The 11,951-nt window shown below is 67.3% G+C and carries 11 protein-coding genes and 1 riboswitch; of the genes, 4 read left to right on the plus strand and 7 right to left on the minus strand.

All coding sequences use genetic code 11. From position 1 onward, the window contains the following. Positions 1 to 464: 464 nt before the first annotated feature. The 4 genes from ACE11G_RS06835 to ACE11G_RS06850 all read right to left on the minus strand — a co-directional run bounded on the left by ACE11G_RS06835 (position 465) and on the right by ACE11G_RS06850 (position 4,824). Entirely contained in the window at positions 465 to 2,084 is a 1,620-nt protein-coding gene (locus tag ACE11G_RS06835) for a cytochrome bc complex cytochrome b subunit (protein WP_006895286.1), read from the minus strand. Then, positions 2,081 to 3,232, minus strand: coding sequence for a ubiquinol-cytochrome c reductase iron-sulfur subunit (locus ACE11G_RS06840; protein ID WP_375003967.1), 1,152 nt, complete (start codon positions 3,230 to 3,232; stop codon positions 2,081 to 2,083). The genes ACE11G_RS06835 and ACE11G_RS06840 overlap by 4 nt, the downstream gene beginning before the upstream one ends. After that, the gene (locus tag ACE11G_RS06845; RefSeq protein WP_006895288.1) at positions 3,229 to 4,131 is read right to left on the minus strand and encodes a cytochrome c; all 903 of its coding nucleotides are present in this window, start codon (positions 4,129 to 4,131) and stop codon (positions 3,229 to 3,231) included. Before ACE11G_RS06845 ends, ACE11G_RS06840 begins: the two co-directional genes overlap by 4 nt. Positions 4,132 to 4,212: 81 nt before the next feature. Continuing rightward, positions 4,213 to 4,824, minus strand: a complete 612-nt coding sequence (locus ACE11G_RS06850; RefSeq protein WP_039866941.1) for a heme-copper oxidase subunit III — start codon at positions 4,822 to 4,824, stop codon at positions 4,213 to 4,215. A 170-nt stretch (positions 4,825 to 4,994) separates the two neighbouring features. Between ACE11G_RS06850 and ACE11G_RS06855 the strand changes: the two genes are divergently transcribed. Then, a complete protein-coding gene (locus tag ACE11G_RS06855; RefSeq protein ID WP_375003968.1) occupies positions 4,995 to 5,459 on the plus strand; it encodes a hypothetical protein in 465 nt (154 codons plus the stop codon). A gap of 55 nt (positions 5,460 to 5,514) precedes the next feature. Beyond that, positions 5,515 to 6,603, plus strand: a complete 1,089-nt coding sequence (gene trpD, locus ACE11G_RS06860; protein ID WP_062366672.1) for an anthranilate phosphoribosyltransferase — start codon at positions 5,515 to 5,517, stop codon at positions 6,601 to 6,603. Between the two features lie 2 nt (positions 6,604 to 6,605). Here the strand turns inward: trpD and ACE11G_RS06865 are convergent, their stop codons facing one another. The 3 genes from ACE11G_RS06865 to ACE11G_RS06875 are packed head-to-tail and all read right to left on the minus strand — an operon-like array spanning position 6,606 to position 9,465. Beyond that, the gene (locus ACE11G_RS06865; RefSeq protein WP_375003969.1) at positions 6,606 to 7,397 is read right to left on the minus strand and encodes a helix-turn-helix domain-containing protein; all 792 of its coding nucleotides are present in this window, start codon (positions 7,395 to 7,397) and stop codon (positions 6,606 to 6,608) included. Beyond that, positions 7,394 to 7,672: an Lrp/AsnC family transcriptional regulator gene (locus ACE11G_RS06870; RefSeq protein WP_006895293.1), complete on the minus strand. Its 279-nt coding sequence runs from the start codon at positions 7,670 to 7,672 to the stop codon at positions 7,394 to 7,396. Before ACE11G_RS06870 ends, ACE11G_RS06865 begins: the two co-directional genes overlap by 4 nt. 32 nt (positions 7,673 to 7,704) lie before the next feature. Beyond that, positions 7,705 to 9,465 carry a DEDD exonuclease domain-containing protein gene (locus ACE11G_RS06875; protein ID WP_375003970.1) on the minus strand — a complete coding sequence of 587 codons (1,761 nt, stop codon included), beginning with the start codon at positions 9,463 to 9,465 and terminating at the stop codon, positions 7,705 to 7,707. Between the two features lie 552 nt (positions 9,466 to 10,017). Further along, a riboswitch (cyclic di-AMP (ydaO/yuaA leader) is annotated at positions 10,018 to 10,217 on the plus strand. A gap of 18 nt (positions 10,218 to 10,235) precedes the next feature. Here ACE11G_RS06875 and ACE11G_RS06880 point away from each other — a divergent pair. Beyond that, positions 10,236 to 10,811, plus strand: a complete 576-nt coding sequence (locus ACE11G_RS06880; RefSeq protein ID WP_006895296.1) for a C40 family peptidase — start codon at positions 10,236 to 10,238, stop codon at positions 10,809 to 10,811. 88 nt (positions 10,812 to 10,899) lie between these two features. Further along, positions 10,900 to 11,946 carry a C40 family peptidase gene (locus tag ACE11G_RS06885; protein ID WP_006895297.1) on the plus strand — a complete coding sequence of 349 codons (1,047 nt, stop codon included), beginning with the start codon at positions 10,900 to 10,902 and terminating at the stop codon, positions 11,944 to 11,946. The last annotated feature ends 5 nt before the right edge of the window (positions 11,947 to 11,951 follow it).

The following is an 11,951-nucleotide window of genomic DNA, read 5'->3' on the forward strand; positions in this document are numbered from 1 at the left end:
GGCGCAACGCACGATCTGGACGCCACTGCCGCCGAGCCCTTTCAGGAACGTCGCTCGTCTTAGCAGACCAGTCCTTCGTCGCCACTGCGGAAACACCTCCACAGTCAAGGTGTTGCGGCGACCAGTTGAATCCGCCCTGCGATCCGCGGTCGTTGTGAACCACGCAGCCGGCCACCAGATCTCCGGGCGCGGCCGGGCGGGCGACGGTAGAGCCGAGGGCGTCGACACCGAGTCGTGCCTTCATTCTCGGCCGGCGTCGGCGACCTCGTCGAGTTCGGCGGCGGTCACCGGGACCGCGAGCGACGCTTGCGCAGTTCCCGTTCGGCTGCCGCCAGCTCGGCCGTGGTCCGTCGCTTGGCGACCGATCGAGGGCGCGCACCGTCGCCGGTGGGGGAGGGGAGCGCAGATACGACGAAGGCCGTCTCGCTGGTGCGAGACGGCCTTCGTCGTGGTGACTGCGCGGATCAGTCGAGGGCCTTGCCGCCCTTCTCCTGCAGGGCGATGAGCGCCTGCTTCTCCGCTTCGTGCTGCTCGTGAGCGATGCGCTCGTTGAGCGCCTGCTCCTCGGCGCTGTCCGGAACCAGCACGGTGCCGGAACCCGGCGACCCCGCTGCGCCGAGCTTGTTCATCCGCTTCGGCAGCGGTGCACCCTCGTAGGGGAGCGGGATCGGGTGACCGTGGTCGTCGACCGGTCCGAGCGGCTGGTGGATCTCGATGTACTCGCCCTTGGGCTCGCGGCGGATGATGCCCGTCTCGATGCCGTGTGCGAGGACGTCGCGGTCGCTGCGCTGCAACGACAATGCCCAGCGGTACGCGATGAAGTACACCAGCGGCGGGATCACCAGCAGACCGATGCGGCCCATCCAGGTGGTCGCGTTGAGCGAGATGTGGAACTTCAGCGCGATGATGTCGTTCATACAGCTCACCGTGAGGATGATGTAGAACGCCAGGGCCATCGCTCCGACCGCCGTGCGCACCGGGGTGTCACGCGGACGCTGCAGCAGGTTGTGGTGCGCGGTGTCGCCGGTCAGCTTCTTCTCGATCCAGGGGTACGTGAAGAGCAGGCCGAAGATCACGCCGATGACCACAACGACCCAGAAGATCGCGGGGATCGTGTAGTTGCCGAGGTAGAGCTCCCACGGCGGCATCAGTCGGGCGAAGCCGTCGGTCCACATCATGTAGATGTCGGGCTGCGAGCCCGCCGAGACCTGCGCCGGGTTGTACGGACCGATGTTCCACACCGCATTGATCTGGAAGACGCCGGCCATCAGGGCGAGAACGCCGGTGATGATGGCGAAGAAGGCACCGCCCTTGGCGGCGAACACCGGGAGGATGCGAACGCCGACGACGTTCTTCTCGGTGCGGCCGGGGCCGGGGAACTGCGTGTGCTTCTGGTACCAGACCAGAGCCAGGTGAGCACCGATCAGACCCAGGATGATGGCCGGGAAGATCAGGATGTGCAGGACGTACAGGCGCGGGATGATGATGTCGCCCGGGAAGTCGCCGCTGAACAGGGCCCACTGGACCCAGGTACCGATCAGCGGAATGCCCAGGACGATGCCCGACATCGCGGCGCGAACGCCGGTGCCCGAGAGCAGGTCGTCCGGCAGCGAGTACCCGAAGAATCCCTCGAACATCGCCAGCAGCAGCAGGAAGCAGCCGATGACCCAGTTCGCCTCACGCGGGCGGCGGAACGCGCCGGTGAAGAAGATTCGCATCATGTGGATGATGATCGACGCGGCGAACAGCAGGGCCGCCCAGTGGTGGATCTGGCGAACGAAGAGTCCGCCGCGGACCTCGAAGGAGAGGTTCAGCGTGGTCTCGTACGCGCGACTCATGGTGACGCCGTTGAGCGGCTGGTAGGCGCCGTCGTAGATGACGTGAGCCATCGACGGGTCGAAGAACAGAGTCAGGTACGTACCGGACAGCAACAGGATGATGAAGCTGTACAGCGCGATCTCGCCCAGCAGGAACGACCAGTGGGTGGGGAAGACCTTGTTGATCTGTCGACGCATACCGGCCGCGAGGTGGTACCGCGAGTCGACCTCTTCTGCCTGCGTGGCGAGGCGGTCAGCGATCGTCATGACTTACGCTCCCAGAATGCCGGTCCGACGGGCTCGATGAAGTCGCCGTTGGCGACCATGTAGCCCTGGTTGTTAACACTGATGGGCAGCTGCGCCAGCGCACGTGCGGCCGGTCCGAAGACCGCCTTGCCGTACTCGAGGGCGTTGAACTGCGACTGGTGGCACGGGCAGAGGATCCGGTTGGTCTGCTGCTCGTACAGCGAGGTCGGGCAACCCAGGTGACTGCAGACCTTCGTGTAGGCGTAGTAGTCGCCGTAGTTGAAGCTCTCCTGGCCCTTGCGCTTGATGACGCGCTCGGCGTCGGCCGGACGCAGGCGGATCAGCATGACGGGGTTGCGGACCGCGCGAAGACCCTCGAGCAGCTTGTGGCGGGACTCCTCGGTCTCGCCGTAGCCGTCGGAGACGCGCCACGGGAAGACGGTCTCCATGGCGCCGGCGTCGAGGTCCTCCGGTCGGACCAGGGCCACCTGGTACGGGTTGCCGGTGTCGCGGCGCAGGAAGACGGTCTCGTCCTTGGTCTCGTTGTAGATCGGCGACCAACCGGTGTGCCACAGGGGAGCGTCGTCGCCCTTGGCCCACGGGTTCTTGATGAAGCCGCCGATCGCGGCGACGCCGCCGGCCACCGACAATGCGCCGAGGCCGAAGACCGCCGAACCGATGATCATCTTGCGGCGGGGGAGGGTGGAGGTCTCCAGCGTGTCGTCGAGTTCAGCGACGATGGTCTGCTTGTCGACGTCCGCCGAACCTCCGTCGTGACGATCCTGCACCGAGATCTCGGCCGGGATGAACCGCTTGGTCAGCTGAACGACGCCGAATCCGAACGACAGGATCGAGAGACCGAAGGTAACGCCGAGCAGAGGCGTGTACAGGGTGTAAGCCCAGTAGCCCGACTCGTCCGGCATGCGGAACTGCCATTCATTCCAGATGAACAGCGCGAAGCCGGCGATGGCGAAGAGGCCTGCCAGCACGAACCAGATCGCGACAGCGAACTCGGCGCGCTTCTCGGCCTTCGTGCCCGGCTCGGGGAAACGCTCGGCGCGGTGGATGATCTCCACTCCGTCGAGGTTGGTACCGAGACGGACCTTCTCGTCGCGAGACATTGCGGCGAGTTCGTCGTCGGACGGGACGTCCTTACTCGTGTCGCTCAATTTCGTGATCCAATCCACATTGCGCCGGCGACGACCGCCGTCACGCCGACAACCCACATGACGATGCCCTCAGAGACCGGACCGAAACCGCCCAGTCCGTAACCGCCGCTGGGGTTGGCGGTGTCCACGTAACGGACGTAGCCGATGATGTTCTTCTTCTCGTCCACCGACAGCTGACGGTTCGAGAACTTGGGCATGTTCTGCGGTCCGGTGAGCATCGCGGTGTAGAGCTGCTGCGGGTTGACGTCCGTCAGCGGGGGAGCGAACTTACCGCCCGAGAGAGCGCCGCCACGACCGGTGAAGTTGTGGCAGGAGGCGCAGTTGAGACGGAACAGCTCCGAACCGCGGCCGATGTCGGTGCCGCGCAGCGAGTCCATCGCGAGGACGGGGAAGCCGTCCTTGTACTTGATGTTGCCGTCGGCGTCCTTCTCGTACATGACCGACGGACCGCCGCCCATCGCCTGGATGTAGGCGCCGAGCTGGTCGATCTGAGCCTCAGTGAACTTGGCGGGCTTGCGCTGCGCCTGAGCCTCGTTGCGCGAGGCCGGCATGCGGCCGCTGGAGACCTGGAAGTACACCGCGGCGTCACCGACGCCGATGAGCGACGGACCGCGGTCCCGGACGCCCTCGAGGTTGGCGCCGTGGCAGGTGATGCAGGAGGTGTCGTACAGCTGCTTGCCTGCGGCGACGGAGCTCGCGCTCTTGTCGTCGGCGGTCGCGACCTGCGGCTTGGGCGAGATCAATGCGGCGATGATGCCGGTGGCGATCAGGCCAAGCAGAAGGAAGATGGTGCCGCTGGCTCGGCGACGGAGCTTGCGACGCCGCTTAGCGCGCGCGGCGTCGTTGTTGTCATCGGACGGGTCGCGGTCTTCCGGCGAACTCGGTGGAGATGATCTCATCTGTGACTCTCTACTAAGCGGTTTGGACTGAATGTATGTGAACCGGTCCGGCGGGCCGGCCGGTTCTTCGGCCGCCGGGGGCTACCGGATGAAGTAAATGACGACGAACAGCGCGATCCACACCACGTCGACGAAGTGCCAGTAGTACGAGACGACGATCGCAGCTGTCGCCTGCGCCGGAGTGAACTTCGACAGGCGTGTGCGGATGAGGAGGAAGACGAAAGCGAGGAGACCGCCGATGACGTGCATGCCGTGGAAACCGGTCGCCATGTAGAAGACCGACCCGTATGCGCTCGACGAGAGCGTGGTGCCCTCGTTGATGAGCGAGTAGTACTCGTAGGCCTGGCCGCACACGAAGAAGGTGCCCATCAGCAGGGTCAGCGTGTACCAGCGACGAAGGCCGTACACGTCGCCGCGCTCGGCGGCGAAGACACCTGCCTGGCAGGTGAACGAACTGAGAATCAGAACCGTGGTCACCGGCACGGCGAGCCAGAGGTTCAGATGTGTCGGCGGCTGCGGCCAGCCGTCCGATGCATTGGCCCGAGCGACGAAATACATCGCGAAGAGGCCAGCGAAGAACATCAATTCGCTCGACAGCCACACGATGGTGCCGACGCTGACCATGTTCGGACGGTTCAGCGAGTGCACGCGTGAGGTGATGGCGGTTTCTGAGTTACCCACAGCGCTAGTCACAAGAGAAGTATGACGGTTCGTAGTAACCGTTGACCACCCGGGTCGGAAAATTGCTCGAAGTCGCCTGCTTTCCGCAGGTAGAGCCGATGACGACGAGTCTACCGGCGTGTCCTGAGACCAGGATGAGGGTTTACGGTGGACGCCATGACGATATGGCGTGAGGTGGCGTGATGGTCTCGTGGAAGCTGCCCTGGCGCAGTGACGCCGCGCGCGCACCCGAGCCCGTGGTGGGCGATCCGGATCTGCGGGTGGTCGTCTCCGGCACCGACGAGACGGTCGCGAGTTCGGTGGCATTGGCGCAGGCGGGGTTCGCCTCGACCGAGGCGGTGGTTCTGCGGCATGTGGTGCGACTGCCCGTCTCGGCGGTCGGCGGGGTCCTCGAGCGTGTCGGTGCGGACGGTTACGCGGTCGACGAGAGTCCGGTGAATGAGCGTGTGGTGGCTGCGGGGCCCGACGCAGCGGACGACGCGCTGACGACCCTCGCGCTTGCTCGGGTGATGCCGGTGGATGCGGTGGCGCTCTCTCGGGAGCGGGCCCGCATCGCGAGCATGGTCTCGCGCGCGGAGGGGGCCGTCGTCGGTTGGGCGGTGCTGCGGCCGGCGGGTGCCGGGGAAGCCGGTGCGCCCCGTCGCTGAACTGCGGCGGATACTCCGCTGACGCGTCCGGGAGGCTGCCGTTAGGGTGGTTCGCGTGACTGCTGACGACGTGACTGCCGCCGAGAACGCTTACACCTGGCCGTATGTACTCGGCAAAGTGACCGATCGGGTCGATCTGACGGTGGACGAGGCGGCGTGGGCGATGCGCGAGATCATGTCCGACGCGGCGACCGGCGCACAGATCGCCGCGTTCGGTGTCGGCGTCAAAATGAAGGGCGCCTCGTCGTCGGAGTTGCGAGGGCTGTCGGAGGCGATGCTCGCGCTCGCGAACCGCATCGAGGTGTCGGGGTCGGCGGTCGACATCGTCGGGACCGGGGGCGACCGCTCCCACACCGTCAACATCTCTACGATGACATCGGTGGTCGTGGCCGCTCTGGGTGTTCCGGTGGTGAAGCACGGGAACCGTGCGGCCTCGTCGAAGAGCGGCGGAGCCGACGTGCTCGAGGCGCTCGGCGTGGCGATCACGCTGCCGCCAGCCGCGGTCCAGCAGTGCGTCGAGGAACTCGGTATCGGCTTCTGCTTCGCGCCGGTCTTTCATCCGGCCTTCCGCTTCACAGGACCGCCGCGCAGCCAGATCGGCATTCCGACGGTCTTCAACGTGCTCGGGCCGCTGACGAATCCGGCGTCGCCGGAAGCCGGACTCATCGGCTGCGCCTTCTCCGACCTCGCGCCGGTGCTGGCGCAGGCCTTCGCAGAGCGCGGCAACCGGGTGCTTCTGGTTCGAGGCGACGACGGTCTCGACGAGTTGACGACCACCACCACCTCCACCGTGTGGCAGATCATCGGCGGCCGTTCCCGCGAACTGACCCTCGATCCCCGAGATCTCGGAATCGATCTCGTCGAGCTGTCAGCCCTGCAGGGCGGAGACGCTTCGGTCAACGCGCAGATCGCCCGTGAGATGTTCGCCGGTGCCCGCGGTGCGGTGCGTGACGCGGTGGTCCTCAACGCCGCGGCCGCTGTGGTCGCCTTCGAACAGGACGAGATGTTCACTCAGGAGGAGTTCATCGCGGCGATGCGCGATGCTCTCGCGAGGGTCGAGGCGGTGATCGACTCGGGCGGGGCGGCGGACCTGCTGTCGCGCTGGGCGCAGGTCAGCAACCGCCTCGCCGCCGAGCACGGCTGATCTCACCCTCCCGCGCGGTAGCGGCTCGGGGTGAACCCGAGCACCGAGGCGAAGTCGCGTGTCATATGGGCGTGATCGGTGTAGCCGAGCTCGGCGGCGATCTCGGCGAGGGATTCGTCCGGCCGTGTCCGGACGCGGTGCGCCGCCTCCTGCAGTCGACGGCGGCGGATCAACGCCGCCGGTGACAGGCCGACGTACTTGGCGGTGAGGCGCTGCAGGGTCCGTTCGCTGATCCCGAAGCGTTCGGCCGATTGATCGACCCGGATCAGAGCGGGGTCGGACTCGAGCGCGGTCACCGCGCGGTTCGCGAGCAGCGCCTCGTCGGTGAGCGACGCGCGAGCCCGCAGCCACCGTCCCACCGTCTCGGCAGCGGCCGCGGGGTCGGGCGGGGAGCCCATTCCAGTGGTCATCTCGGTGCTCACCGCGGCGTGCAGGTCCGGTGCGGACACCACGGTGACGGTGTCGAGATGTTCGGCGGGACGGATGGGGAGTGCTCCTGCGGCCGCGGGCCGCAGGAGTGCTCCCACGGCCCATCCTGTTCCTGCCAGGTCCCGATGACTGATCCGGGTGGTCGCACCGGCCACCACGACGTGATCGTGCTGAACCACCAGATTCAGGGCGCCGAAGCCGATGACCTCCTGGCGGCTGACACGGCCGGTCGGCAGCTGCCAGCGGCAGATCCAGAACCACCGGACCAGGTCGGCCGTCGCGCCGATGGCGGGAAGTCGATGGAACTCGGGAAGCGACTCCGGGTGCAGGACGCCTCGGTCGGACGGGACATCGGGGCGCGTCACGCCTCGCCGATCGAGAACCCGCCCTCCACCTCGGCGCTGGCGTAACTGCGGAACGCGATGTGCGTGGCACTCGTGCGGACACCGGGAAGACGGTTGATGGCGCCGGTCACCACCGAGGCGATCTCCTCGTGATTGCGCACCCGGACCTTGGCGATCAGGTCCACGTCGCCGGCGCACGAGTACACCTCGGTGACGCCCGGGATCTCGGCGACGGCCTGGGCCGTCTCGGGGATCTGATGGATGTCGGCTCCGATGAGAACGATGGCGGTGATCATGGGCTCGACTCTAGTGGCTTGCCGCCAGGCCGTTAGCGACTCGTCGCCTCGCGCGCCGATCGCGCGATGCGTGCGAAGTCGCGCCAGCGCTCGGCTGCGCCGATCGGCAGTGAGAGCTGGTCGCTCACGTCGACCAACCGCGTACCGGACTCGTACAGCCATCGCTCGATCAGCGCCGTCTCCTCGGCAGGCGCACCGGCGAGCGGTCCGCTGTCGTCGGCAGGGGGCAACACGCTCGTGGACGCGGCTCTGAGTCGTTCGACGACCGCCATCGGGGCCACGCCGCGAGCCGCGTGCGCGGAGCCGGCCAGGCGCCCGTATCTGACGACGCTCAGCTCCCAGCCGCCGGCACCGTCGGGCCGTGCGCCCACGACCTCCGGCCGCTGCGCCACCGCCGCGAGCCGCTGCGTCCGGGCGAGGGTCTCGATGGTCGCCGACAGTCGGTCGCGCGCCCGGGCCGCCGACTCGAACCGGCGCTGCTGGGCCAGGTACTCGACGCGTTCGCGCAGAACCGCGAGAAGCGAGTCGGACCGTCCCGAGATCAGGTCGCGTACGGCCTCGACTCGGCAGAGGTAGTCCGGCAGCGTCTGCGGGCGGTCACTGGCGGCGCGGCACGTTCCCGGCAGCGTCGCGACGAGCGGATCCGGCAGTCGTCCCGCCTCCGTCGGCCCCTCACACCAGTGGTGGCTCGCCTTCTTCAGGTCGGCGCCGCACGTCCGCAGCCCCGCCGCCCCGGAGAGGACGTCCGCCACCTCCAGCGCGACCGCCCGGCTCGTCACCGGCCCGAGCGATTCGGTCCCCGGCGTGCGCGACACCTTGAGGCGCGGGAAGCGCTCGGCGGTCAGGGTGATCCACCAGCCCCGCTGCGGATTGCGGGAGCGGCGATTGTAGGACGGCTTGTGGACCCCGAGAAGTCGCAGTTCGGCGACCCCGGCCTCCAGCGCATGAGCGCACTCGACGTGATCGACGCGGGTCGCGAGTGAGACCATCTCGGCGATCCGGGTGCGGGTGTCGCTTCCGTTGAAGTACCCGGAGACGCGACGGTGGAGGTCGACGGCGGTACCTATATATAGGACCTCCTCCGACGGACCGCGGAAGAGGTAGACGCCCGGCCGATGGGGGAGCCCGGACGCCATCGTGCGTTTGGCGCGCATCGCCGGCGTCGCCCGGGGCAGATACGTGGTCAGATCGCCCACCGTTCGCACCCCCTGGTCGCCGACGCGCTCCAGAAGTCGATGGAAGACGTCGACCGTGGCACGGGCGTCGTCCAGCGCACGGTGGGTCGGCCGGACCGAGACGTCGAACAGATCGGCCAGCGCGGAGAGTTTGACGCTCGGCGCCTCCTGCCTGCTCAGAATCCGTCGGGCCATCACCACAGTGCACAGGGACGCGGAGAACGGCCACGGCAGGCCCGCTCGGGCAGCGCTCCTCCGCAGGAACCCCATGTCGAAGCGGGCGTTGTGCGCCACCAGGACGCACCCGCGGGCGAACTCGACGAAGGACGGCAGCACCGCCTCGACGGCTGGCGCGTCGTAGAGCATGGCGGTGGTGATTCCGGTGAGGGCGACGATCTGCGGCGGGATCGCGCGCCCGGGGTCGACCAGCGTCGCGAACTCGCCGAGCACTTCGCCTCCACGGATCTTGACCGCACCGATCTCCGTGATGCGGTCGTTCTCCGGACTCCCGCCCGTGGTCTCGAGGTCGACCACCACGAAGGTGGTCTCCCGCAACGGAGCGGAGGTGAACTCGTCGGCCTCGGGAAGGTCGGCGAACGACAGCTGTTCGACGGTCATGGCCGAACCGTACGGCGGGGCTCTGACAGCCCCGGCCCGACGCGCTTCGGCGGACGGAGATGTCGTAGGGGCGTCGTAGTCTCCACCCGAGGTCGACGGCGACGAGACGTCTTCGGGTCGCGGACAACGTGATTGCCCGGTTTCGCCGTCTCCACCGAGATGATGAGAGGCAGATCACATGAAAATTGACTGTGCGCGGTGTCCGATGCGAGCGCGAGCCTGCGGCGACTGCATGATGCAGGTCTTCTTCGGTCCGCCCACCAGCGGTTATGGGGTCATGGAGAACACTGACCCCGCCGGTGCCGAACTCGCCGACGCGATCGATGTGTTCGCTGACACAGAATTGATCTCCCCTGAGGTCGCGGGTGCGGCCAAACGGGGTGTCGTCGCAGGTGATGACACTTTCCGGGAGTCGTGGCCGGGTGGCCTCCGCGCCGTGTGAGCCGGTAGCGGACGGCGCGCCTACGGCGGGCCGGTGGACATCGCTGTCAGGGTTTCGTAATCTTTCCGAGACCTTCCAGTCAGGGATGTCCCGGAGCAGTCCGGGTGCCCGGTGGGTCATCGCCTAATCGCCCTCACCAACGGGGGCGAACCGGGGAACCACTTCCTCCGTGCGACCGATGCGAATCGTGCGTGCGGATTGGGGTGAATCGCACAAGGATTGAAGCTTCGGGCTTCTTTCTGCCTGCGTAGGGTCCATCTCTTCCGGCCCGAACCCGACAGCTAACCCGGTCGGCGATAAGGGAGAACAACAAGGAGTACGTGTTTTCGTGGGCAAACATAGTTTGGAGCAGACCAGTGCCGGCCGTAAGGCCGCCAAGTCCGCAGTGCTCGCCGGCTCGATCGCCATCGGCGGATCGCTGGCGTTCGCCGCAGCTCCCGCACATGCCACTCCGGTGACCGTTCCGAACGTCGGCACCTTCGACGTTCCGGGACTGCCGCAGAACCTGGTGCCGAAGGCCCCGCAGGCCCCGAGCCTGGACATCGGCACCCCGCAGCAGGTGCGCGCCAAGAAGGCGCTGCGCTACGCGGAGTCCAAGATCGGCGCGCCGTACGTCTACGGTGCGGCCGGCCCCAACGCCTTCGACTGCTCGGGTCTGACCTCGTGGGCCTACAAGCAGGCCGGGAAGATCATCCCGCGCGACAGCTACGGTCAGCTCGGCGGCGGCACCCCCGTCGCATCGCTGGCACAGGCCCAGCCCGGCGACATCCTGATCTTCAACGGCGGCGGCCACGCAGGCATCTACGCCGGCAATGGAATCTTCGTCCACTCGTCCACCGAGGGCGTTCCGGTGAAGCGCGACAAGGTGAACGCGTGGAACCTGACGGGTATTCGCCGCTACTGAGCAGCGACTGCCGTTTGAACTTCGGTGAAGGGCGGGACGGCGTGATGTGCGCCGGCCCGCCCTCACGGGTATGAAGGATCGAGTGCGAGTGGTGTTGAAGAGTCGAACGTCCCGGACGCTCAGACGGGCGGCCGCCTTCGGGCTGGCAGCCGTGTCCGCGTCGACGATCATGGTCGGGGCCCCCGTGTCAGCCGACCCGGCGCGCACCCCCGACCAACTGCTCTCGAAGTACCGCTCGCTCTCGGTGAACGCCGAGAAGACCTCCGAGGCGATGAACGCCGCGCAGGTCGAGTACGACAAGCAGCGCCGCATCGTCGCCGTCGAACGACGCAAGGCCGACAAGGCGGCCCATCAGCTCACCGCGATGCAGGGCCAGATGGACGCGGCCCAGAAGAAGGTGGACGCCCTCGCGCGCGTCAGCTACCGCGGAGCTCGCATCAACCGCCTCTACGCGATGCTGGTGAGCGATTCGCCCCAGAATCTCCTCGACAACATGTCGGGTCTGGAAGTGATGTCCCGCCAGTCGGCTGCCGACCTGCGGTCGGTGGTGAAGACCGCACGCGAGGCCAAGGCCGCCAAATCGGAGGCCGAGAAGACCGCCGCAGCCGCGACCCAGGCCATTGCCGCCTCGGAGAAGCAGCGCGGTGAACTGCAGGCCAAGCAGGCGAATCTGCAGATCGAAGCCGTTCAGATCCGCGCCATCTACCAGTCGATGACCGGCAAGCAGCTCGCCGCGCTGCGCGGGCCGAAGTACAACTTCGACCCCCGGGCCGTGCCGAAGGGGACCTCTCCGGAACTCGTGGCCGTCCAGGCCGCGATCTCGCGTATCGGTGATCCGTACGTCTGGGGCGCCACCGGGCCGAACCAGTTCGATTGCTCCGGCCTGATGCTGTGGGCCTATAAGCAGGCCGGACGTTCGATTCCGCGGACCAGTGAGGCTCAGCTCGCAGGCGGCACCCCGGTCGATCGCAACGACCTCGAGCCGGGAGATCTGATCATCTACTACCCGGATGCCACGCACGTCGGGATGTATGTGGGCGACGGTTACGTGGTGCACGCATCGACCTTCGGTGTGCCGGTCGCGGTGGTGCCGATCGACAAGGCCGGCCCGTACAACTCCGCGCGACGGTACTGAGTGCG

The organism is Gordonia sp. PS3, assembly GCF_041950545.1.
GTDB classification, from domain to species: Bacteria; Actinomycetota; Actinomycetes; order Mycobacteriales; family Mycobacteriaceae; genus Gordonia; species Gordonia sihwensis.

Excerpts from the sequence above, each read along its gene's own strand:
- ACE11G_RS06835 (WP_006895286.1), bottom strand. The coding sequence starts at position 2,084 with ATGACGATCGCTGACCGCCTCGCCACGCAGGCAGAAGAGGTCGACTCG.
- ACE11G_RS06845 (WP_006895288.1), bottom strand. The coding sequence starts at position 4,131 with ATGAGATCATCTCCACCGAGTTCGCCGGAAGACCGCGACCCGTCCGAT.
- ACE11G_RS06855 (WP_375003968.1), top strand. The coding sequence starts at position 4,995 with ATGGTCTCGTGGAAGCTGCCCTGGCGCAGTGACGCCGCGCGCGCACCC.
- ACE11G_RS06870 (WP_006895293.1), bottom strand. The coding sequence starts at position 7,672 with ATGATCACCGCCATCGTTCTCATCGGAGCCGACATCCATCAGATCCCC.
- ACE11G_RS06875 (WP_375003970.1), bottom strand. The coding sequence starts at position 9,465 with ATGACCGTCGAACAGCTGTCGTTCGCCGACCTTCCCGAGGCCGACGAG.